Origin of the sequence: Shewanella inventionis (genome assembly GCF_014641855.1) — a bacterium.
GTDB classification, from domain to species: Bacteria; Pseudomonadota; Gammaproteobacteria; order Enterobacterales; family Shewanellaceae; genus Shewanella; species Shewanella inventionis.
Map to the genome: position 1 here is coordinate 1 of NZ_BMII01000046.1, position 23,754 is coordinate 23,754.

The window sequence follows — 23,754 nt, forward strand, 5'->3', positions numbered from 1 at the left end:
ACGCTCAGACAGTCCATTTCTTTGTTGCATTGCCTTAGAAGGGAATAACCATTATTTCAACAATGCGCCTCAAACTGAACAGTCTGAGCGACTCTGATTGGTCACATAATTAATGGAAATGGTATAATATCCATCAGCACAAGAATGTGAACATTCTGACTGGTTAACATCGCTTATAACCTCGTTAGAAATATTGAAGATAGCACAACTTGCTCGCTGCAATTTTGCCTAATTTTAAGCGATTTTCCTACGCAATCTCTGATCACTTATTATAAATCAGCAATTGATTGAGAAGATTAATACCTGAAAACAAAAACCCGCCTTTCGGCGGGTTGTTGTGCGAACACTGCATCTTTATTCTGTATCGGTAACTATTACTTAGTTGCCAATTTTTCACGGATACGTGCAGACTTACCTGAACGCTCACGTAAATAGTACAGCTTAGCACGACGTACACGGCCGCGACGCTTAACTTCGATGCTAGCAATTAATGGGCTGTGCGTTTGGAAAGCACGCTCAACACCTTCGCCATTAGAGATTTTGCGAACTGTGAATGCAGAGTGCAAACCACGGTTACGCTTAGCAATAACGATACCTTCAAAAGCCTGAAGACGCTCTTTATCACCTTCTTTAACACGTACTTGAACCACTACTGTATCACCAGCACCGAATTCAGGTACGTCTGTTTTCATTTGCTCATCGTTGAGCATTTTAATGATGTTGTTCATAACTACTCCGTTCTAGAATTAACTGAGCATTGACTATGCGGACTTGTCCGTTTCATTCACGAACTGCGCTAATAAAGTCGTTTGTTCGTCAGTCAGAGCTAGATTTTCAAATAATTCTGGTCGTCTCAAAAAAGTTCTTCCGATACTTTGCTGTAAACGCCAGAGTCTAATTTTTTCGTGGTCACCGCTTAACAGCACTGCCGGTACATCCATACCATCCAATTGTTCAGGGCGTGTGTAATGAGGACAATCCAGTAAACCTTGAGAGAAAGAATCTTGCTCTGCAGAAGCTTGCTTGCCTAGTACACCAGGTACCAAACGCGCCACTGAATCGATTAATGTCATTGCCGGTAATTCGCCACCCGAAAGTACGTAATCACCTACAGACCATTCTTCATCCACTTCCGTTTGAATAATGCGTTCATCAACACCTTCGTATCGACCACACACTAAAATCATTCGGTCTGATTTAGCCAACTCAGTCACGCCACGCTGATCCAGCTTGCGTCCCTGAGGTGACAAATAAATCACTTTTGCCCCATCACCTGCAGCAGCTTTTGCTGCATGGATGGCATCGCGTAAAGGTTGCACCATCATTAACATTCCTGGGCCACCACCATAAGGACGGTCATCCACAGTACTGTGTCTATCATGGGTGAAATCACGAGGATTCCACGTTTGCACCTTAAGCAGGCCGCTTTTCACGGCTCGACCCGTAACACCAAAGTCTGTAACGGCACGAAACATCTCAGGAAACAGGGTGATTACCCCTAACCACATATGTTGTACCTCGACTTAGAAGTCAGGATCCCAATCCACTAAAATCTGTTTACCTTGCACATCCACCTGTTTGATGAATTGCTCAGGGACAAAGGGGATCATACGTTCCGCTTTGCCGAAGGCATCTTTAGCGTTAGCTTTAACTAGCAGTACGTCGTTTGATCCTGTTTCCACGATCTGATCAACAATACCCATGTTATAGCCGTTTATATTGGTTACTGCACAGCCGATAAGATCACGGTGATAAAATTCATCATCAGCGAGTTCTTTCATTTGTTCCGGCAAAATCGCAATCTCACAATTTGTGAGCATTTGCGCATGCTCTCGTGTAGTCACACCTTCAAGTTCAGCCACAAGTGCCTTACCCTGAAAACGCCACTGCGCAACCTTAACTTCACGCCACACGCCTTGTTCTTTAATCAACCAAGGCGAATAATCGAAAATACCTTCAACAGAATCGGCATAGGAAGTGATTTTTAGCCAACCTTTAATACCATGACTGGATCCTAATTTACCCAGTACGATTGGCTGTTGGTTATCGCTCATCTATCTATACCTATATATTTACGCAATTAAGCAGCAGCTTTACGTGCGTCTTTGATCAGTTTTGCAACACGCTCAGATGTTGCAGCGCCAGTAGCAACCCAGTGCTCAACACGATCAAGATCTAAACGTAATGTTTCTTCTTGGCCACGAGCCAATGGATTGAAGAAACCAACACGTTCGATGAAACGACCGTCACGAGCATTGCGGCTATCAGCAACAACGATATTGTAAAATGGACGCTTTTTTGCGCCGCCACGAGCTAAACGAATGGTAACCATGCGTTTTATTCCTCTAATGATTTGCTAGAAGCAAAAATAAAAACTGGAACTCCGTGTTCGCGAAGAGTCCCAGAAAGAAAGCCGGAAGATTTTACCTGACTTTTGAACTAATGCAACCCAATCTGATGATTTTTAACTCACAGATTTTATTGCATTAGATTCAACGCCATAACCTAACCAACTGAAGTAAGTGAATATTAACCGTATTTATGTGTGAAAGGCAGCTAAATTATCTTCCTGGAAACTTCATTCCGGGAGGTAACATGCCGCTCATTCCACGCATCATTTTTTTCATTCCACCCTTTGCAGACATTTTTTTCATCATTTTCTGCATTTGAGTAAATTGCTTCAATAAACGGTTAACGTCTTGGATTTGAGTGCCAGAACCTAATGCAATTCTGCGCTTACGAGAACCTTTGATTAAATCTGGGTTTTTACGCTCTTTGGCTGTCATGGAGTTAATAATCGCTTCCATTTGACCGGTCATTTTACCGTCTTGCACCTGAGCTAGGGCTTCTGGTGGCAATTGCCCAACACCTGGGAGCTTTTCAAGCATGCTCATCATGCCGCCCATGTTTTTCATTTGCTGTAATTGCTCACGAAAATCTTCAAGATCGAAACTGCCGCCAGACTTTACTTTAGAAGCAAGCTTCATGGCTTTGTCTTTATCAACGCCACGTTCAACTTCTTCAATCAACGACAGCACATCACCCATTCCTAAAATGCGTGAAGCGATACGATCAGGATGGAATGGCTCTAAGGCATCGGTTTTTTCACCCACACCTAAAAATTTAATCGGCTTACCCGTGATATTACGGATTGATAACGCAGCACCGCCACGGGCATCACCATCAACTTTGGTTAAAATAACCCCTGTTAACGGTAAAGCTTCGTTAAAGGCTTTTGCTGTATTAGCCGCATCTTGACCTGTCATGGCGTCAACAACAAACAAGGTTTCAACCGGCTTAACCGTTGCATGAAGCGCCTTGATTTCGTCCATCATGGCTTCATCAACGTGCAAGCGACCTGCCGTATCGACAATAACAACGTCAATAAACTTAAGTTTAGCGTGACTAATTGCCGCATTGGCGATATCAACTGGTTTTTGGCTAACATCTGATGGGAAAAACTGCACATCAACTTCTGCCGCCAGTGTTTCTAGCTGTTTAATCGCAGCCGGACGGTATACGTCAGCACTCACCACTAAAACTGATTTTTTGTGGCGAGTACGCAATAGTTTACCTAACTTAGCCACGGAGGTGGTTTTACCCGCCCCTTGTAAACCTGCCATCATGATCACGGCGGGTGGGGTTGCGGCTAAATCAAGTGCTTCATTTGACTCGCCCATGGCTTTTTCAAGCTCACTTTGAACGATTTTGATGAATGCTTGGCCAGGGCTGAGGCTTTTAGAGACCTCTTGACCTACAGCGCGTTCTTTTACGCTGTTAACAAATTCTCTGACAACGGGTAAAGCGACATCCGCTTCAAGTAGCGCCATACGTACTTCGCGCAGGGTTTCTTTAATGTTGTCTTCTGTTAAGCGACCACGACCACTAATATTTTTTAGTGTACGTGACAGTCTGTCGGATAAATTTTCAAACATTGATGAGCTCTTTTAAGCATATCGATAATTGACGCTATTATACCCAAGCCACCTTAAATTACGATACTTACGACGATCAGTTATTGTGATTAGGTAAATTATTTGCCGCTAAGGGTAAGATACTGTTAAATTTTGAGCCTCAGGTCACTGCCATATTAGGCCCTGATCATGTTAATCTAATGAAAATAATGAAAATGCGATATGCAAGCACTACATTCTGGCATTCACTTAAGTTAACAATCGCTTTTCAGTAACGCGTTCACTACTTTGATAGGTTGATTTCAAATGGTAATTTTTTCAGCTGCGGCCATGTTATTTTATTGCATTGCATTGGTCTTGGTCACCAGTCGACTGTTCCATGCTCAAGGCCCCAATCGTAAAGCGGTTATGGTCGCATCTTGTATTGCCGTTATACTTCATGGTGTTGCACTGTCTAATGCCATTTTTACCCTAGATGGGCAAAATTTTAGTTTAACTAACGTTATTTCGTTAGTTAACTGGATTATTGCACTCACCTTTACGATTACAATGCCTCGCTTAAAAGTCATCATTGTCGTACCAGTGGTGTATGCCTGTTCGGTGTTATCGGTGGCATTATTATGGCTATTGCCTCCACAATTTATTACCCACTTTGAACTGCACCCAGAAATTTTAGCCCATGTTGTATTATCACTCATGGCATACAGTGCATTAATGATTGCAGCGCTCTACGCGATTCAACTGTCGTTTATTCAATCTAAGCTCAAAAAGAAACAAATGATGATGAGCCCTGCTATGCCGCCACTAATGACAGTAGAGAGGCAGTTGTATCACCTTATTATTATTGGCTTTGTACTGTTGAGTTTATCGTTAGTAACAGGATTTGTGTTTTTAGAAGACATGTTTATTGACGGTAAAGGCCACAAAGCCGTGCTTTCTATTATGGCTTGGGTCGTTTATGCCATTATGTTGTGGCAACAATACACCGTAGGCTGTAGAATTCGCACCGCAGTTATCTACAGTTTATCTGGTGCAGGTTTGCTATCACTAGCCTATTTTGGCGCAAGAATTGTTAAAGAATTGATATTAAATTAGTTTTATAATCAAAATCCTTAGTAGCAAGACTTAACTGATCGAAATATCAATAAGATAACTTGACACTAACAGCCATTAATAAATAATGGCTGTTAAATTTTATGTATTGGCGATGTTTGCCAACTTTACTGTACTTAAATGGGGCCCCCTTTTTGGACGCTATATCTACCAGCGCACTCCTTATCTTCCTTCTGGTTTTAATTGTTATTTCTGCTTACTTTTCAGGTTCAGAAACGGCAATGATGAGCTTAAACCGTTACCGCCTACGACACCTCGCGGGAAATGGTCATAAAGGCGCACAACGTGCACTCAAAATGCTTGATCGTCCAGACCGACTCATTGGCTTAATCTTAATCGGAAATAACCTAGTAAACATTTTAGCCTCAGCTATCGCAACCATTATTGGTATGCGCTTATTTGGCGACCTAGGTGTGGCCATCGCAACTGGCGTGTTAACTATTGTGGTGTTGGTGTTTGCCGAAGTAACACCGAAAACCTTCGCGGCATTACATCCTGAGCGGATCGCTTTTCCATCAAGCATTTTATTAGGCTGGTTATTAATTTTGTTATCGCCATTAGTTAAAGCGATTAACTTAATTACATCAGGCTTTTTGCGTTTAATGGGCATTAAAACGGTAAAAACCAGCGATGCGTTAAGCCAGGAAGAATTACGTACTGTCGTTCATGAAGCAGGCGCACTGATCCCTCAGCGACACCAAGAAATGCTGTTATCTATCCTTGATTTAGAAAAAGTCACCGTTGAAGACATTATGATTTCGCGAGCAGACATTTACGCCATAAACGTGAATGACGACTTTAAACTGATCAACAAATTAGTGATCCAAAGCCCTCATACACGGGTGTTAGTCTATCGTGACAATATTGATGATGCTGTTGGCTTTATTCATTTGCGAGATGCATTGCGTTTGCAATCAAAAGAGCAATTCAGTAAGTCATCACTGTTGCGAGCCGTAAAAGAGCTGTACTTTATTCCTGAAGGCACGCCACTAAACGTGCAGCTGAGTAATTTTCAGCAAAACAAAGAACGCATCGGTTTAGTGGTTGATGAGTATGGCGATATTCAAGGTTTAGTCACACTAGAAGACATTCTTGAAGAAATTGTTGGCGACTTTACTACGTCAATGATAACCACACCGAGTGAAGATATTAATATTCAGCAAGATGGCAGCTTTCTTATTGATGCAACCATTAACATTCGTGATTTAAACAAAGAAATGAAGTGGCATTTCCCGATTGATGGCCCTAAAACACTTAATGGATTGATCATTGAATATTTAGAGGAAATCCCAGCAGCTAATACAAGTTTACGAATTGCAGGTTATCATATCGAAGTGATTGAAGTTGCAGACAATATGATTAAAGCTGTAAGGGTTTTACCGAGTAATTTAGATGTTATCACCAGTGATAATGACGACGAATAGCCTTCGAAAAGCCAAATAATGAGTAGCAAAAAGGCGCGTTAAGCGCCTTTTTTAATTATGTTATCTGTCACCCGTGATTAGTGACGTAACACTAGCTCTTTAGCTTCGCCTCTAGTGCTCGACGCTTATCTCTTGCAATAGGTTTGATTTCGGCTGCCAACTCTTTTTCCCATCCCAGCATAAAGTACACTTCAGCCATCAGAAAAAACGGACCAATTAACAACTGATTTAAATCATCCATAAAGGCCGGTTTTGCTTTCTCATATTTGTGACCAATAAACTGGATAGCCCAACCCACAACAAAAAAACTTATGGCAATAACAAAAGGATGTTCGCTATGCACCACCAACTCCGTAGTGTAGAGAACAGGTAAAATAAACAATACTAAGCCTAATGCTAGGCGCACATGCAGCATCATATAATATGCAAGCACAACAAGGGTAACGATCATTGCCAAACTAATCTGGTAATCTTGCCACGCAAATCTTAAGGTGCCTAACATTAAAAATGCTGACCAAATAATCATAGGAACCCCAATAAAATGGGTGCGAATATTGTTAGGATTTAAGTGGACACTTTTATAAGTTGATAATTGTTCTACGGCCGATTTCATGTTGAGTCTCGTTATATTAGTTTTTGTTATCTTGTTAATTTAACCTAGTTCATCCTCTTTTAAAAGGGCACAAAAAAGGCGCTAATGCGCCTTTATAGAATAATTATCTCTCTAAAATGACGGTGGCAACGGCATAGTGTTGCTCATCTGCAATACTAATAAAACCTTTATTACCACCAAGTTGCGTTAATCGTGCTAAAGCGCCATCGGTAAAATGGATGATTGGGGCTCCGTTGATGTCATTATCAATGTGGATATGTTGAAACGACACGCCTCGACCAATCCCTGTACCTAAGGCCTTAGCTGCAGCCTCTTTTGCGGCAAAGCGCTTTGCTAAAAAACGCTCTGCTTGCTTAGACTGCAGGTATATTGCAAGTTCTACCTCGGTTAGCACCCGCTTAGCTAATTTATCACCTAAACGTTCACGCTGCTCATGTATTCGGGCTATCTCAACAATATCAGTCCCTATACCTACAATTGCCATTACTCGCCTCTGCGGCCTTCTAACATTAGCTTTTTCATATCGCGCACGGCCTTTTCTAAGCCATCAATGGCGGCACGTGCTACAACGGCATGGCCGATGTTTAACTCATACAATTCAGGAATGGCCGCTATGGGTTTTACATTATGATAATGCAAACCATGTCCAGCATTCACCACTAAGCCTTTACTGTGAGCATATTTAGCCATTGAGGCAATGCGGGCTAATTCTTGGGCTTGCTCTGCATCAGTTTGTGCATCTGCATAACAGCCTGTGTGAATTTCAATGTAAGGTGCTCCAACTGCAACAGCTGCATCGATTTGGGTTTTATCGGCATCAATAAATAATGACACTTTAATCCCTTCGGCGGCTAGGCGGGCAACTGCTGAGGAAATTTTATCTAATTGCCCCGCAACATCGAGCCCGCCTTCTGTGGTGAGTTCTTCACGCTTTTCAGGAACTAAACACGCATATGCGGGCTTTATATCACACGCGATAGCAATCATTTCTTCGGTCACAGCAAACTCAAAGTTCATTCGAGTTTTGAGTGTTTTTGCTAATAAGTACACATCGCGGTCTTGGATATGACGTCGGTCTTCACGCAAATGAATCGTAATGCCATCCGCTCCCGCATGTTCAGCTACGGCTGCTGCGTGAATTGGATCAGGGTAATGAGTGCCACGAGCCTGACGTAATGTAGCAATGTGATCGATGTTAATACCTAATAAAATTCCGCTCACCACGAGCTCCTTAAAGTTAATAAATAAAGAAAACACTTAGCGCTAACCTTGTACGAAATGAATTGTACTTGGTTCAGTTCATAATACGAAAAGCTTATTGTGCATTTTTGGCAAATAACTGCCGACTTAACAGCGGTTTGTTACCGAGTAATGGCGTTAATAAATATCGCATTAACCCTTTGGCCTGATTAAGTTGTTCGGCATGTAGATTATGTGAGGCTAGCGCCAATAGCATTGCGCCAGACAAAATGCCTTTACCGTGTGAAAAACCGTCTGAATGCTGCACCACAGGTAAAAAACCACTTTCTGCTACAAAACGATAGTTGCAGTCTGCAACTAATGCATTACCCTGTGTGTCGTAGTTTAATGACGGAAAGGCCCCTAGCTCAAGCAGCAAAGCCATTTCAAAATAACGCAAATGGCTGGAGCAAAAGCCTGTAGCAAGTGACATTAGCGCGCGATGATACGCTATAAATAGCCCTTCAGCCTGATGCTCTACAGACAATAAGCGTACGAGTAATTCGTTAAGGTAAAAACCAGAATACAAACTATTACCGACTAACGGCATAGCCGGTGCTGCTGCTTCTATTTGGGTGATGGTTTTTAAACCAAGATTTTTGGCTTCTGATTGGGCACTAAATTGAACAATAAGCGGTTGGAAAGGCTGCAAAATACTTTTGATTGAGCGTTTACCTGTGCCGACGCGAGTAATGGCATCAACTCGACCAATACCTTCTATCAATAAATTGACAATCACACTCGATTCGCGAAACGGTCGGTGATGCAGAACATAGCCACGTTTCATGGTGGCCATGCCTACTGCATAACACTAAACAGCAAGAGCGACGACTTAATCTTCGCCATAGCCTAAGCTTCTTAAGGCGCGCTCATCATCTGCCCAGCCTGATTTGACTTTAACCCAGACTTCAAGAAACACTTTATTATCAAATAAGGTTTCCATATCAAGTCTTGATTGGGTCGCAATGGTGCGTATACGCTCACCTTTATTGCCAATCACCATGCGTTTTTGACCTTCACGTTCCACTAAAATTAACGCATTAATTTGATAGACACCGTTTTCCATCATCTTAAATTGCTCGATCTCAACCGTAGCATCATAAGGTAATTCATCACCTAAAAAACGCATCAGCTTTTCACGGACAATTTCTGATGCCATAAAGCGTTGCGAGCGATCGGTAACGTAATCTTCAGGGAAATAAAAAGGCGCTTCAGGTAACGACTCGCGTGCCATATCTAATATACGCTGTACGTTAGTGCCTTTACTGGCTGAAATAGGTAGAATTTCGTCAAAGTCGAATTTTTTTGCTAATTCAGTTAAATACGGGAAGAGCGCTTCTTTATCTTTAATATTATCAACTTTGTTGATGGCTAAAATAATTTTACGATCGTCATTACGGTGTTGCAGCTTTTTGAGCACCATTTCATCGTCTGCTGTCCATGTCATGCCGTCAACCACAAAGATAACCATGGCAACGTCAGCTAACGAACTTGCAGCCGCGCGGTTCATTAAGCGGTTAATGGCGCGTTTTTCTTCAATGTGTAAGCCTGGCGTGTCAATAAACACGATTTGGCTTGGGCCATCGGTATGGATCCCCATAATACGGTGACGCGTGGTTTGTGGTTTTTTAGAAGTAATACTGACTTTTTGGCCAAGCAGTTTATTCAGTAGTGTCGATTTGCCTACGTTAGGACGACCGACAATCGCCACCATGCCACAATAAGTAACATCATATTGCGCTGCGGCGGTTGGGGCTGCTTGGTTCATCCTTGCTAGCAGTTCGTCTAAGCTAGGCTCTTGATTAGCAGCCGCTGGCAAGTCTGTTTTTTTGGTCATTTATTCAGTAACTCCAATACCTGAGCAGCAGCAAGCTGTTCAGCTTTTCTTCTAGAACTTGCCACACCTGTGACAACTTGGTTCAATTCGCTAATTTTACACTCTACAGTAAAGGTTTGATCATGCGCTTCACCTTCAACAGCGACCACTTGGTAATCGGGTAATGGTTTTTTAAATCCCTGTAAGTGTTCTTGCAATATTGTTTTAGGATCTTTTTGGTTAATGCCTGGCTTAATTTTGGCTAATCTTTCTTCATACCATTTCAATAATAAATCACGGCAAGTATCAAGATTTGCATCAAGGTATATGGCCCCAATAATGGCCTCTACTGCATCAGCTAATATCGATTCGCGTCTAAATCCGCCACTTTTTAACTCACCTGGGCCCAAATAGAGGTAATCACCCAATTTAAATTCTTTTGCAATAAGCGTTAAGGTGTCACCTTTAACTAAAGTGGCACGCATGCGGCTTAAATCGCCCTCTGTGGCTTTCGGAAATTGGTGATATAAGGCATCTGAAATCACTATCGATAAAATCGAATCACCTAAAAACTCTAAACGCTCATTATGCTTATTTGCTGCGCTACGGTGAGTTAACGCCTGAGTAAGTAACTCAAGGTTAGTAAACTCGTACCCTAGAGTACGACATAGTCGCGGCAAATTTTTAATGGGTTCCATCAATGTATTCCACCTACTCTATCAAAACGCACACCCGTAGGTACCCATGTAGGTAACCAATCATTTGGGCTACGCTCAAATTCAAAACTAATCCAAATAGCAACAGCTTTACCGACTAAATGCTCTTCTGGAACAAATCCCCAAAAGCGGCTATCGGTGCTGTTATCACGGTTATCACCCATGGCAAAGTACATGCCTTTTGGTACAACAAACTCACCGGCAGGTAAATTAGGCTGCGGATAAAAGTGTTGTCTAAAGTCTGGGCGAGATGGATTAATCAAAATATCATGATTAACGTTTCCGAGTTGCTCGTTTAAACGAATTAACGGCACGTCATTTTGACTAAACTCACCGCGATTAAGCTCGTTATGTTCAATGATTTTTGGCTCTGGGCAATCAGTCCCATTAGCGCAAGCTTCTTGGATGATTAACTGCTTATTACGATATATAATTTTATCACCTGGTAAACCTATTACGCGCTTAATGTAGTCGATTTTAGGATTTTCAGGGTATTTGAAAACAAAAACGTCTCCACGTTCAGGCTCGCCAGTTTCAACTAATTTACTGCGCCATACTGGGTCACGTAACCCGTAGCTGAATTTTTCAACCAAAATGAAATCACCAACAAGCAGTGTTGGCATCATTGAGCCTGAAGGAATTTGAAATGGCTCATAAATAAACGAGCGTAAAATCAACACAAATGCAATGACAGGAAATATAGAATGGGCCGTCTCTACTAACATTGGCTCTCGTACAATTTTGTCTATTGCATCTGCACTTAATTGATTTGAATTAGCTTGGGCTAGCGCTAATTTCTCACGGCGTTTAGGCGCAAAAAATATAACGTCAATCAACCAGATAAGACCGCTACCTAAGGTTACGAGCACTAGAATAAGTGAAAAATAGGCTGCCATTACTGATTTATCTCCTGCAGGATAATGTCGTTGTATTTGTAGGGTTAGTCTAAAAACCCAATGTACTCATTCTAGTATGGTGATTCACTTAAAAACATTCACCCTGTTGAGTGTTACAAAATATATAGAAAATATAACGATAACGCCGCAATGCGCGGCGTTATTAAGCAAACTAAAACAATTAATTATTATTAATCGTTAAGTTTTAGTACCGCTAAAAATGCCTCTTGTGGCACTTCTACGTTACCCACTTGCTTCATGCGCTTTTTACCTTCTTTCTGCTTATTAAGCAGTTTCTTCTTACGCGAAACGTCACCACCGTAACATTTAGCGGTTACGTCTTTACGTAATGCTTTAATCGTTGAACGCGCAATAATCTGACTGCCTACAGCAGCCTGAATGGCAATATCAAACATCTGGCGTGGGATCAGTTCTTTCATCTTTTCAACTAGCGCTAAGCCACGATGACGAATGTTAGAGCGGTGAATAATCATCGCTAGAGCATCAACACGATCACCGTTAATTAAGATATCTAAACGCACCATATCTGCTGGATCAAAACGAATAAAGTTATATTCAAGTGAGGCATAACCACGACTGGTTGATTTTAGACGGTCAAAGAAGTCCATTACCACTTCTGCCATTGGCAAATGATAGGTTACTGCCACTTGGTTGCCGTGATAAACCATATTGGTTTGCGAACCGCGCTTTTCGATACATAAAGTAATAACGTTACCTAAGTACTCTTTTGGCACAAGGATATTGGCTTCAACTATCGGCTCACGTAGCTCTTCGATATTATTCAGAGCAGGTAAATCCGATGGATTATCAACATATACGACATTGCCATTGGTCATCAACACTTCGTAGACTACGGTCGGCGCTGTGGTGATCAAATCAAGGTTATATTCACGTTCTAAGCGCTCTTGAACAATCTCCATGTGGAGTAAGCCCAAATAACCAATACGGAAACCAAAACCAAGTGCACTTGAGGTCTCTGGTTCAAAAAACAGCGACGCATCGTTCAAGCTCAGCTTGTTTAATGCATCACGGAAGTTTTCGTATTCGTCAGTAGAAATAGGGAACACACCAGCATAAACCTGTGGAGTAACCTTTTTAAATCCTGGCAAGGGTTTGTCGGCACCATTTTTTGCGTGAGTTAACGTATCACCCACTGGTGCACCGTGAATTTCTTTAATACCCGAAATAACATAACCTACTTCGCCTGCGCGCAGTTCAGGTTCATCTTTTTCTTTAGGCGTAAAAATACCTACGCGGTCAGCGTTGTAGTTTTGACCTGTCGACATCACTTTAAACTTGTCGCCTTTCTTTAATACGCCGTGTTTAATACGTACTAATGAAACAACACCAAGGTATGCATCAAACCATGAGTCAATAATCAACGCTTGTAATGGGGCATTCTCATCACCTTCTGGTGGTGGAATTTTTGCAATGATTTCTTCTAAAACAAGATCAACACCGACACCGGTTTTTGCTGAACAACGAACAGCATCTTTAGCATCAATACCAACAATATCTTCGATCTCAGCCGCGACACGCTCAGGCTCTGCTTGTGGTAAGTCGATTTTGTTAAGGACTGGCACCACATCAAGATCCATATCAAGTGCGGTGTAACAGTTTGCCAGAGTTTGCGCTTCAACACCTTGACCCGCATCAACGACCAATAATGCACCTTCACAAGCAGCAAGCGAACGCGATACTTCGTAAGAGAAGTCAACGTGGCCTGGGGTATCAATAAAGTTTAATTGGTAGGTATTACCATCTTTTGCATGGTAATCAAGGGTTACGCTTTGGGCTTTGATCGTAATGCCACGCTCACGTTCTAGATCCATCGAATCTAAAACCTGTGCAGCCATTTCACGGTCAGTTAAGCCGCCACATACCTGGATCAGGCGATCGGATAAAGTTGATTTACCATGGTCGATATGGGCAATAATCGAGAAGTTTCTAATGTGTTTCATTATGCTGCAATGACTACTACTAAATTTGATTAAAATTAAGGTGGCAAATTGTACCTGATTAGGGGGGCAATACCAATCAGATTAAGCAATAGTCTCCATTTTGCCTCAAAGACAGGCCAAAATGCCAATTTTATTTGGGAAATGATAGCCCTTACGGGTAACTCACACAGGAAGATTTTGGTATTAAGTGGCTAATCAGAGAGAAATCTGCCACTAATAATAGCAACTTCTTGCCCTAAATAGGCAATGACCACTGGTGATGCATCCTTTTCCAACTGATTGGCAAAACGTTTACCAATAAACCAAGCCAAACCAGCGCCAAAAGCGCCGAAAATCATCGCGAATGCATTGGTGTTTAAGTCTAGCCCAGAGGCAAGTAATTGTCCCAGTAAGGCAAACACAAACAAACCCAACAAAGGCAACAAATACACTAACGCTGCCGCCTTAATAATCACGCTTTCTGGCAAGCCGACTTTAAGTAAATCACCTTCACGGCAAGGTTTATCGGCAGGTAATGAAAAACGCTGTGTTTTAACAGAGAAAGCTTTAGCAACAGTTGATGTACCGCAGTTGTCACTGCTAGCACAATGATTACAGGCACTTTTTAATTCAACTTCTACCGTTGCCCAGCCATTTTGATAGTCGACCACTCGGGCAATTTCTTCCATCATTGTTGTTTGAGGCGCTGCGGATTGGCTCATAAAAATAACCTTTAACCTAAGATAAGCAAATGTTAGCACAAAGCGAATTAGCACAGTTATTTCTTTGTGTATGATGCTAATGCTGAATCATTTGAGGGATAGTGATGAGCAAAATTAGAAAAATATCAAAGCAGGTTAAAGCACCAATTGATGCTTTAACCATAACAAGTTTCCAAAATTGTCATTTGTATTGCTAAATCAAGTGAATTAACGCAGTTAGCAACACAAAGGGCTGTTTGAATAGCGTTTGTTATCTAAAATCAGGCTATTTCAATACCAGACTGTTGGCTATTTTCTCTAGTGTTTCAGCAGGGACTTTACCAATAGCAACCACTTCTAAATTGCCCACCTGAACAACCACCATGGATAAGCCATTTCGGGTCAGTAATTCATTTGGCATGGGGTTTTCACCTGAGCGTGCAACATAAACAGATATATTAGCCAAACCATCAGTGAGCGCGATGTATTCTACGGGCTCATGAATACCAATCAACCGATGATGATCACGAACAACCACATCAAAACCTTGAGGTAGCCATGTAAACTGCCAGTTTTTACCGTCTGAACGCTCTGCTTGGTTCATTACGGCTGGCCAATCTTGCTTAGCAGCTTGGATCAAAATATTGGCAGGTTCAGAAAGCTCAATCAACTCAACGACCATGGTTTGCTCAAGCAGCTGCTTTTCTTTGTTTAAGGTATCAAAACGAAGCGGCAAAAATGTGTCCATGTCGATCCACACTTGGGCATCGTAACGGTTTTCGTCATTTGCCAATAAGCGGATCATTTGCCCTGGGCGCCCCGCTATTCGACTCCGCCCACCAATCACAAACTGATAGCCTTTTTCAAGTTGGCTAATATCACCTGCTAACGCCGCGGGCCAAACCCCTTGAATACGAGGAGCTGTCACACTATATGGGGTTTGATCATGTTCAATAAAAGTAACCCGATTGCCAACTCTTACAGCATTTTTAGGTGGTCCATTGAGGTATTCTAGCAAGGCAATCTCTTGATTGTCGACAATGCCATGGACGTATAAAAGCGGGCGAATATGATCGGCTTGTAGTTGAATAATAGAAACTTTGAATTGCTTATCTCGCAAAGCTTGGCTCATATTTTTTAGCCAAGCTTTTGCCGATAAATCTTCTTCAGCGTGTGTAGAAAAGGTTAAAACTAACAGTGCTAGCAGGATAAGGCGCAAGCTAACTCCTAAAATGATAAGCCAAGGTTTCGCTACAGATTATTGATTAACCGCAGCATCTTGATTGCTATTTTCATCGATAACCACACCAGGATTCAAGCGTTGTTGCAACATATGATCCTGAATATAGGCATTGATACGACGACGCTGTTCAATGACTTGCTCGTTTGAGTAATTTTGTTGATTTTGCACCGAACCAGTTTGATAACTAACAGGCGAAACCGTACCCACTAAAGGACGTGTAGTTAACACGGGTAATGGTGACTCTGCATCATTTGTTTGATTGTATGACTGTACGCCCACGATGGCGACCATAGCAACTGTCGCAGCAATAGCATATTGACCAAACTGCTTGAAAAATGGCACCACATTGCTGGTTTTAGCCGCTGGTGCAATTTGCTCTGGCTCGGCTTGCTGAGCTTTAGGCGCGATAATTGTTGGCTCAAGCTCAATTGCTGCCATGATGTTAGCAGAAAAATCTAAGTCAATGGCCTCAGGCAATTCGCCGCGCATCGTATCACCAATCATGTGATAACGTTGCCATTGTGCATGTGAATCAACGTCAGCAGAGAGTTTCGCTAATGTTTTATCATCGGCTTCACCGTCAACTGCTGCAGATACCCATTCTTGACTTGATTTAAGCATTATTCACCTATTTAGCGTTAAGGCAGTTACTTTTCCAGCAAAGGCTGGAGCTGTTTGTCGATTGCTTCTCGAGCACGGAAGATACGTGATCTTACGGTCCCTACTGGACAATCCATGATATTGGCAATATCTTCGTAACTCATACCGTCTAGTTCTCTAAGCGATATCGCCATTTTTAATTCTTCAGGTAACGTGTCGAGCGTATCAAAAATCACTTTACTCATTTGATCTTTCATCAACAAACGTTCTGGCGATGCAAACTCTTTTAACGCGTCGCTACCTTCATAATATTCTGCATCTTCAACATCAACATCGTTTGCAGGTGCTCTGCGCCCTTGTGATGTAAGATGGTTTTTTGCGGTGTTTACCGCAATACGGTACAACCAAGTATAAAACGCACTTTCACCTCGAAAATTTGCCAACGCTCTATATGCTTTAATAAAGGCTTCTTGGGTGACATCTTGCACATCCGCTTGATTGCGAATATAACGAGAAATCAAACTCATCACTTTATTTTGATACTTCAGCACTAACAGGTTAAATGCGTTTTTATCGCCTTGCTGTACTCGTTCAACTAATTGTTGATCACTATATTGTCCACTCATCCGAGCCGACTACTCCTAAATCTGTAACACTGATTTCTCAGTCGCTCGAATCCTGTTCATATAAGTAGACTCACTGATATGAAAAAAGTTCGATGTTGAATTAAAAAAAGTTAATTATTTTGAGATATAAATAAAATAAACTCGGTCAAACCGCAATAAAACACGCTGTAAAAGTACCCAGCCTAGATATTTTGATTTACTATAATCAAACCACTTGGCCACACCATGATACCTGATGAAACAAGCAGTTGAACACCAATCTGACATTTTGGTCATCGGCAGCGGCGCTGCAGGACTGACTTTAGCATTACATCTAGCTGAAAAATCAAAAGTAATTCTACTTTCAAAAGGGCCTTTATCTGAAGGTTCAACCTTATACGCCCAAGGTGGAATTGCCTCAGTTTTTGATGAAGACGACACAATTGAGTCACACGTTAATGATACCTTAATTGCAGGTGCTGGGCTTTGCGACAAATCCGTTGTGACTTACACAGCAGAAAACGCCAAAAGTGCCATGCAATGGCTTATTAATTGCGGCGTTGCATTTGATAAGGAAGAAAATAACACTGCTGATAGCTCTGCTTCAATGCCATATCACCTCACCCGTGAGGGAGGCCACAGTCATCGACGCATTTTACATTCTGCCGATGCAACGGGTAAAGCGGTACAGACCACTTTGCAAGAATGTGCATTAGCCCATCCCAACATTACCGTCTTAGAACGCTACAATGCCATCGACTTAATCACCACACGAAAATTAAATCGTCCAGGCAACCGAGTATTAGGTGCCTATGTTTGGAATAGAGATAAAGAGCATGTTGAAACGGTTAAAGCCAAATTTGTCGCGTTAGCTACTGGCGGCAGTTCAAAAGTATATCAATATACCTCAAACCCTGACATAGCCAGTGGTGATGGTATCGCCATGGCCTGGCGTGCAGGATGCCGTGTGGCTAACATGGAGTTTAACCAATTTCACCCAACCTGCTTATTTCACCCAAATGCCAGAAACTTTCTTCTCACTGAAGCGTTACGTGGTGAAGGTGCATATTTACGTCGCCCTGATGGCAGCCGTTTTATGCCCGACTTTGATGAGCGTGCAGAACTTGCCCCACGAGACATCGTCGCACGAGCAATAGACTATGAAATGAAACGCCTTGGTGCTGATTGTGTTTATTTAGATATTAGTCACAAACCAGCTGACTTTATTATCAAACACTTTCCAACCATTTATCAGCGTTGTCTTGAGTTAGGCATAGATATCACCAAAGACCCGATCCCAGCCGTTCCAGCAGCACATTATACCTGTGGTGGCGTGATGACAGACTTACATGGTCAAACCGACATCAATGGTTTGTATGCAATTGGTGAAGTAGCGTATACAGGTTTGCATGGTGCCAACCGTCTAGCGAGCAACTCATTATTAGAGTGTCTAGTGTTTGCACGAGCGGCCTCTCAAGATATTGAAAGCCAGTTGCATAAAATACCCATGCCATGCCCATTACCCGTTTGGGATGAAAGCAAAGTCAGTAACTCAGATGAAGAAGTTGTCATTGCCCATAACTGGCATGAGCTACGCTTATTTATGTGGGATTATGTTGGCATAGTGCGAACTGACAAACGTTTAGAGCGCGCATTACGTCGCTGCTTGATGCTGCAACAAGAAATTGAAGAGTATTACTCAAACTTCAGAGTAAGTAATAATTTACTGGAGCTGCGTAATTTAGTCCAAGTTGCAGAACTGATTATTCGCTGCGCGATGGATCGAAAAGAAAGCCGTGGTTTACATTACAACATTGACTATCCTGAACAAATAGATAATCCCAAGCCAACTATTTTACAGCCGGGACGCTAGGACGGTTGACCTTTCAAAGTTGTTTTGCGGCCAATTGCTAGGGTCTGTTGATCTTTCAAGGTTATTTTTGCAGCGAATTGTTGGTCTTTTATACAAGGCGGAGACTTTGAGGTGTAGTTATTCTACATAAAAAGTCGATAACGAAGTAAAAATGGCCAACAAACGCTGCCTGAAAGGTTCGGCTAAAAACGTTTTACTCTTTGTTGAGTGGATTTTGCTTAGATGACTAGGCATCAATCCATTCGTCTCGATTAAAACGTTTTTAACTCGAACAAAATTCAAACAGCAAAGATCAACAGACCCTAAGCAATCTTAAGTTGTAATAATAACCGACATAGAGTGCGATATTCTGTGTCGGTTAACATATCATGCCAAATCCAAAACCATCGTTTTTCACCGCTTTTGACATCTTGAAAAAACACCACACACAACAAAGTACTTACCATAGCCGGCCGGCTCAATACCACCCGAGCAGCCGATAAACCATGTTCAGATAACGTTATACTACCAAGGTGATTTAAACTCAAACAACATTGCCATACAGTCAACTTACGCCAACAATAGAACAGTAAACCTAAGGTGAGCAGGACGAGCAATAATTGAATACCCAGAAATATCAATGAAGTCCATTGTGGCCAAGCAAGAAAACTGCAAAGCAAAATGGCAAACCAACACAACAGAAATAAACGAGATAGAAATGAAGCACTCAACCCAAATTGATGCTGATGAGTGCGAAAGGAAGACGTTGTAACTTGCGAGGCCTTAAGGTGCTGCTCGTCCACGAACGGTAACAATCATGTCAGCAAGTAACGGATCAGGACATTGCTCATGTCCCATAAACCAAGCAAATAACTCTGGGTCTTCGCATTCTAATAAGCGAATAAACGTTTGCTTGTCGGCATCGGACAATGCTTCGTATTGGGTTTCAACAAAGGGTTGAAACAACACATCTAACTCTAACATTCCGCGGCGACATGCCCAGCGAACACGGGCAATATTCATTAATTCCAACACAATTCTCCTGATGTTTCTGTTAAAGCTACCCTAAACGATACTCAAAATCTTGTACTTGTTGATCTCGCCCTGCAAACAAATCACCAAAATCAGTCGCTAGCAAAGATTTAACGGCCGGGTGTTGAATCATTCGCTCAGCAAACATGACATGATATTCTTCTTTTATATCGGTAGTTTCGCCCAATAAAACCATTCCTTGCGACAGTATATCATGACGATAAATAGACGGTGCGACAAAAATGCCGCGATTAAAATACCCAAACGCTTTCATCATTTCGGCATCATCAAATTCACCTAAAATACTCACATCAAGATTCTTCTCGGCAAACCAACGGTGTAATTGTTGCCCAAGTGAGGTTCGCTTTCCCGGAATAAGTAACTTACGCTCTTCTAAACACGCAGGAAAAGGCAATGACGACGCTTCTGCGGCAAAAAAACTAATACCGCATTCACCTAATTTTTTAGATAAAATCTCAGGATACTTTAGCGAACCGCCAGCACAATCAGATAAAATCATGTCCAGTTTATGCTCACGTAATCGCTCAATTAGACTTTCATGGGTTGATTCATAACAGGCTAAATGCACCGAACCATCATTTGGAATAACCGTTAATAACACCCGACTGACCAGCGCTTTAGATAAAGCATCGGCAATACCCACCTCAAATAATAAAGAATTATTTTTCTGGTAATTAAGCAAATCAAGCATTTCATAACTGAGACTAAACATTTTATCGGTATACCGAAAAACCAACTCACCTAACTCAGTGGCTTCAAGGTTACGCCCTACTCGTTTGAACACAGCCCCATTTAAACGCTCTTCCAACGCTCGAATTTGCCCAGTAATAGTCTGCGGGGCTAAACACAATGCTTCAGCCGCTTTTGTTACTGAGCCTTTCTTTTGTACCATCCAAAAATAATACAAATGGTTATAATTTAAATGCTGCATATCAGTCTAATACCTAAAAAAATCAATTAACTTACTATAGCAAATAACCCTTCAAATCCAGGAAATGTTGAGTTTGCTGAGTGCAATATTATTCGAGAGAAAACGGATTATACCAATCAGCACAACGAATGAATGCCGCCTGGCAATTTACGCAACAACTGCTCAGCAAAGCTGGAGCCGTTTTTAGCCGCCCCTTCGCTACAAAAACTGACAACATAACCAGCTAAACAAAAACGCAGCCTGGAGGCTGCGTTAATAACAAGGCGATTGCTATTTAGGTCGTGGGCAATCCATTAAACTGGTAATAACAATTTCTAACTCGTCGCTATTGCTCACATTATTTAATGACACTTGCTCAGTTAATGCCGAAACCACCTCAGACTTAACCAACACATGGCTTGCACAATAATTGATGTTAGCCGTTTGGTAACGTTTACCGGCACGATACTTTAGCGCACGAGATTCATAGTTATTGGGATCAATTCGTTTTTTTGCCTGGTTATCACGGTACATCATGGCACCATCAACCACACCTTCTAGATAACTTTGGCAAGTGGCTGACTCTGATGACTTAAGGCAAACGTCAAATGAATTTGCAGACACAGGTAAAATAAACGTGCTGAGTAATAATCCTAGCGATAATTTAAATAGTTTCATGGTTTTCTCCTGTTTTAGGCAGAACTTTGGCTAACCAAAAATAACCAATTAGCGCTGCAATTAACGATCCTGTTAAAATACCTAACCTTGCATAATCCCCATACTCTGCGGGTGAATGTTCAAATGCCAACGATGCGATAAAGACTGACATGGTAAAACCAATACCGCACATAACAGCAACGGGTATTATGTGTCTCCAACCAATTCCAGGAGGCAACTCAGCCAATTTACACTTCACTGCCAAGTAACTAAATAGCAACACACCTATAGGTTTACCTAACATTAACCCCATCACAACACCTAAGGTAATAGGTTCTGCAAACGACTCGATAGACATATTCGTTAATGACAATCCTGCGTTGGCAAATGCAAATACGGGAAGAATTAAAAACGTACTCCACGGGTGTAACTTATGTTCTAAATGTCCCGAGGGGGATGTGCCATCTTTGGCCCGTAACGGGATACAAAATGCGATAATCACACCAGCTAATGTAGCATGCACACCAGATTTTAGTACTGCAACCCATAGCATAAATCCAACTAGTGCATAGGGTGTTATTGCGGTTATGCCTTTGCGATTCAGCGCCACCATCAACACGATTGATACTGCGGCAATGATTAAGCTCATCATTGACAAGTCTGTGCTGTAAAACAATGCAATAATCACAATGACGCCTAAATCATCGATAATGGCTAAGGCCAATAAAAACACCTTTAATGCAACAGGCACCCTATTACCAAGCAATGCCATAATACCCAAAGCAAATGCAATATCCGTTGCAGCAGGTATAGCCCAACCCACTTGAGTTTCAGGGTTTGAATAATTAAATGCTAAATAAAATAACGCAGGAAAAACCATACCACCAATCGCTGCAAAGCTCGGTAATGAGGCTTTAGCGACGCTCGACAATGCGCCTTCTAGTAACTCACGCTTAACCTCAAGTCCTATCAATAAAAAGAATAACGCCATTAAGCCATCGTTAATCCATAGCAATAATGGTTTATTAATATCGAGCTCGCCGATACGCATTTGAACGCCTGTGCTCAAGAAGCCTTGATACAAACCCGCTAATGGCGAGTTAGCTAATATCATTGCTAAAGCCACCGCGACCACTAACAAAATACCGCCAGCAGACTCTTGGCTTAAAAAGTTTCTTATTGCACGTTCCATATGACACTCCTAAATGAACAATACATTGACTCTAGCGTATCCTTTCAAACAATAATAATCGATTGTTTCTTGCTTTAAACTCGAAATTTCCGAGTTATTGGTGATTTTTATGCTGGAATGTCTCGCAATTAAACCTAACACGTTTACAGATTTGCCCGCGTTGATTAGGTATAATCACATTACGCAAAAAAAGGAATTGAAACAAATGAAACAGTATTTAGATTTGTGTAAACGCATTGTCAACGAAGGCCAATGGGTTAACAATGCCCGTACCAATAAAAAGTGCCTTACCGTCATTAATGCCGATCTTGTATATGATGTTGGTAATAATCAATTCCCATTAGTGACAACACGTAAAAGTTTTTGGAAATCGGCAATTGCCGAAATACTAGGCTACTTACGCGGTTATCAAAATGCAGCCGATTTTAGAGCATTAGGAACCAAAACATGGGATGCTAACGCCAATGAAAACCAGACTTGGCTCAATAACCCAAACCGTAAAGGCCATGATGATATGGGACTCATTTACGGTGCTTTAGGTCGTGCGTTTCCAAAACCGACAGGCGGTCATGTTGATTTGCTTCAACAAATTGTAGATGATTTAAGTCAGGGCATTGACAACCGTGGAGAGATTTTAACTTTTTATCATCCTGGTGCTTTCGAACTTGGCTGTTTACGCCCATGCATGTATGAGCATCACTTCTCACTCCTAGGTGACACCTTATACCTCAACAGCACTCAACGCAGTTGTGATGTGCCCCTTGGGCTCAATTTCAATATGGTACAAGTGTATGTGTTACTCGCGTTAATGGCACAAATAACCGGACACAAGCCCGGTAAGGCATATCATAAAATTGTTAACGCACACATATATGAAGATCAACTGGCTCCAATGCGTGATGTTCAATTAACTCGTGAACCTTTTGATCCACCCAAATTAATCATCAACCCAGAGATAAAGAGCTTAAAAGACATTGAAACCTGGGTCACATTAGACGATTTTAGCGTTGAAGGTTATCAACACCATGACGCCATTCAATATCCATTTGCGGTATAAATAGACTAAAAGTCAACGCCCTTGTTATAACTTAACAAGGGCGTTTTTATTTGGGTAAATCGTTGGTGAGCTTACGGCAGCGTAGCTCAACTTATTTCAATTAACCTGATTTAATCATTGTAACTAAATCAACCCGGTCACAATGATGCCAGATAAACTCCTTAACACCCTCGCTAACTTTGAACAGTGGCG

The 23,754-nt window shown here is 41.7% G+C and carries 26 protein-coding genes; 4 read left to right on the forward strand and 22 right to left on the reverse strand.

The window, feature by feature from the left end; translation table 11 throughout:
* Positions 1-374: 374 nt before the first annotated feature.
* The 5 genes from rplS to ffh all read right to left on the reverse strand — a co-directional run bounded on the left by rplS (position 375) and on the right by ffh (position 3,935).
* On the reverse strand, positions 375-728 hold the full coding sequence (gene rplS, locus IEW93_RS19575) for a 50S ribosomal protein L19 (RefSeq protein WP_188740919.1): 354 nt from the start codon (positions 726-728) through the stop codon (positions 375-377).
* A 33-nt stretch (positions 729-761) separates the two neighbouring features.
* Entirely contained in the window at positions 762-1,508 is a 747-nt protein-coding gene (trmD, locus tag IEW93_RS19580; RefSeq protein WP_188740920.1) for a tRNA (guanosine(37)-N1)-methyltransferase TrmD, read from the reverse strand.
* A 15-nt stretch (positions 1,509-1,523) separates the two neighbouring features.
* Positions 1,524-2,054 carry a ribosome maturation factor RimM gene (rimM, locus tag IEW93_RS19585; protein ID WP_188740921.1) on the reverse strand — a complete coding sequence of 177 codons (531 nt, stop codon included), beginning with the start codon at positions 2,052-2,054 and terminating at the stop codon, positions 1,524-1,526.
* 26 nt (positions 2,055-2,080) lie between these two features.
* The gene (gene rpsP / locus IEW93_RS19590) at positions 2,081-2,332 is read right to left on the reverse strand and encodes a 30S ribosomal protein S16 (RefSeq protein ID WP_160053063.1); all 252 of its coding nucleotides are present in this window, start codon (positions 2,330-2,332) and stop codon (positions 2,081-2,083) included.
* A 229-nt stretch (positions 2,333-2,561) separates the two neighbouring features.
* A complete protein-coding gene (gene ffh, locus IEW93_RS19595) occupies positions 2,562-3,935 on the reverse strand; it encodes a signal recognition particle protein (RefSeq protein ID WP_188740922.1) in 1,374 nt (457 codons plus the stop codon).
* Positions 3,936-4,220: 285 nt separating this feature from the next.
* Between ffh and IEW93_RS19600 the strand changes: the two genes are divergently transcribed.
* Entirely contained in the window at positions 4,221-5,009 is a 789-nt protein-coding gene (locus tag IEW93_RS19600; RefSeq protein WP_188740923.1) for a cytochrome C assembly family protein, read from the forward strand.
* Between the two features lie 152 nt (positions 5,010-5,161).
* Positions 5,162-6,451 (forward strand): HlyC/CorC family transporter, encoded by a 1,290-nt coding sequence (locus IEW93_RS19605; protein WP_188740924.1) that lies wholly within the window; start codon positions 5,162-5,164, stop codon positions 6,449-6,451.
* Between the two features lie 91 nt (positions 6,452-6,542).
* Here the strand turns inward: IEW93_RS19605 and IEW93_RS19610 are convergent, their stop codons facing one another.
* From IEW93_RS19610 to rpoE, 12 genes are all read right to left on the reverse strand, one after another.
* On the reverse strand, positions 6,543-7,064 hold the full coding sequence (locus tag IEW93_RS19610) for an Mpo1 family 2-hydroxy fatty acid dioxygenase (protein WP_188740925.1): 522 nt from the start codon (positions 7,062-7,064) through the stop codon (positions 6,543-6,545).
* 103 nt (positions 7,065-7,167) lie between these two features.
* Complete coding sequence (acpS, locus tag IEW93_RS19615; protein WP_188740926.1) at positions 7,168-7,548, reverse strand: holo-ACP synthase; 381 nt, start codon at positions 7,546-7,548, stop codon at positions 7,168-7,170.
* A complete protein-coding gene (gene pdxJ / locus IEW93_RS19620) occupies positions 7,548-8,285 on the reverse strand; it encodes a pyridoxine 5'-phosphate synthase (RefSeq protein ID WP_188740927.1) in 738 nt (245 codons plus the stop codon). Before pdxJ ends, acpS begins: the two co-directional genes overlap by 1 nt.
* Before the next feature lie 94 nt (positions 8,286-8,379).
* Positions 8,380-9,090 carry a DNA repair protein RecO gene (gene recO / locus IEW93_RS19625; protein ID WP_188740942.1) on the reverse strand — a complete coding sequence of 237 codons (711 nt, stop codon included), beginning with the start codon at positions 9,088-9,090 and terminating at the stop codon, positions 8,380-8,382.
* A gap of 45 nt (positions 9,091-9,135) precedes the next feature.
* Positions 9,136-10,140 (reverse strand): GTPase Era, encoded by a 1,005-nt coding sequence (era, locus tag IEW93_RS19630; RefSeq protein WP_188740928.1) that lies wholly within the window; start codon positions 10,138-10,140, stop codon positions 9,136-9,138.
* Complete coding sequence (gene rnc, locus IEW93_RS19635; RefSeq protein WP_188740929.1) at positions 10,137-10,817, reverse strand: ribonuclease III; 681 nt, start codon at positions 10,815-10,817, stop codon at positions 10,137-10,139. The genes era and rnc overlap by 4 nt, the downstream gene beginning before the upstream one ends.
* Positions 10,817-11,731, reverse strand: coding sequence for a signal peptidase I (gene lepB, locus IEW93_RS19640; RefSeq protein WP_188740930.1), 915 nt, complete (start codon positions 11,729-11,731; stop codon positions 10,817-10,819). Before lepB ends, rnc begins: the two co-directional genes overlap by 1 nt.
* A 191-nt stretch (positions 11,732-11,922) precedes the next feature.
* Positions 11,923-13,713 carry a translation elongation factor 4 gene (gene lepA / locus IEW93_RS19645; RefSeq protein ID WP_188740931.1) on the reverse strand — a complete coding sequence of 597 codons (1,791 nt, stop codon included), beginning with the start codon at positions 13,711-13,713 and terminating at the stop codon, positions 11,923-11,925.
* A 191-nt stretch (positions 13,714-13,904) separates the two neighbouring features.
* Positions 13,905-14,384, reverse strand: coding sequence for a SoxR reducing system RseC family protein (locus IEW93_RS19650; RefSeq protein ID WP_188740943.1), 480 nt, complete (start codon positions 14,382-14,384; stop codon positions 13,905-13,907).
* A 295-nt stretch (positions 14,385-14,679) separates the two neighbouring features.
* Entirely contained in the window at positions 14,680-15,612 is a 933-nt protein-coding gene (locus tag IEW93_RS19655) for a MucB/RseB C-terminal domain-containing protein (protein WP_188740932.1), read from the reverse strand.
* Between the two features lie 39 nt (positions 15,613-15,651).
* Complete coding sequence (locus IEW93_RS19660) at positions 15,652-16,257, reverse strand: sigma-E factor negative regulatory protein (RefSeq protein ID WP_188740933.1); 606 nt, start codon at positions 16,255-16,257, stop codon at positions 15,652-15,654.
* A gap of 26 nt (positions 16,258-16,283) precedes the next feature.
* Complete coding sequence (rpoE, locus tag IEW93_RS19665; RefSeq protein WP_160053050.1) at positions 16,284-16,862, reverse strand: RNA polymerase sigma factor RpoE; 579 nt, start codon at positions 16,860-16,862, stop codon at positions 16,284-16,286.
* Positions 16,863-17,097: 235 nt separating this feature from the next.
* Here rpoE and nadB point away from each other — a divergent pair, with 235 nt between their 5' ends.
* On the forward strand, positions 17,098-18,714 hold the full coding sequence (nadB, locus tag IEW93_RS19670; RefSeq protein WP_188740934.1) for an L-aspartate oxidase: 1,617 nt from the start codon (positions 17,098-17,100) through the stop codon (positions 18,712-18,714).
* 302 nt (positions 18,715-19,016) lie between these two features.
* Here nadB and IEW93_RS22345 read toward each other — a convergent pair whose 3' ends face one another.
* The 5 genes from IEW93_RS22345 to nhaA form a co-directional block, all read right to left on the reverse strand.
* The gene (locus IEW93_RS22345) at positions 19,017-19,496 is read right to left on the reverse strand and encodes a protein YgfX (protein WP_373284948.1); all 480 of its coding nucleotides are present in this window, start codon (positions 19,494-19,496) and stop codon (positions 19,017-19,019) included.
* Positions 19,477-19,725, reverse strand: coding sequence for an FAD assembly factor SdhE (locus tag IEW93_RS19680; protein WP_188740936.1), 249 nt, complete (start codon positions 19,723-19,725; stop codon positions 19,477-19,479). The genes IEW93_RS22345 and IEW93_RS19680 overlap by 20 nt, the downstream gene beginning before the upstream one ends.
* 28 nt (positions 19,726-19,753) lie before the next feature.
* The gene (nhaR, locus tag IEW93_RS19685) at positions 19,754-20,677 is read right to left on the reverse strand and encodes a transcriptional activator NhaR (protein ID WP_188740937.1); all 924 of its coding nucleotides are present in this window, start codon (positions 20,675-20,677) and stop codon (positions 19,754-19,756) included.
* Positions 20,678-20,947: 270 nt separating this feature from the next.
* A complete protein-coding gene (locus IEW93_RS19695; protein ID WP_188740939.1) occupies positions 20,948-21,334 on the reverse strand; it encodes a hypothetical protein in 387 nt (128 codons plus the stop codon).
* A complete protein-coding gene (gene nhaA, locus IEW93_RS19700) occupies positions 21,321-22,505 on the reverse strand; it encodes a Na+/H+ antiporter NhaA (RefSeq protein WP_188740940.1) in 1,185 nt (394 codons plus the stop codon). Before nhaA ends, IEW93_RS19695 begins: the two co-directional genes overlap by 14 nt.
* A 205-nt stretch (positions 22,506-22,710) precedes the next feature.
* Here nhaA and IEW93_RS19705 point away from each other — a divergent pair, with 205 nt between their 5' ends.
* On the forward strand, positions 22,711-23,562 hold the full coding sequence (locus IEW93_RS19705) for a thymidylate synthase (protein WP_188740941.1): 852 nt from the start codon (positions 22,711-22,713) through the stop codon (positions 23,560-23,562).
* Positions 23,563-23,754 lie beyond the last annotated feature (192 nt).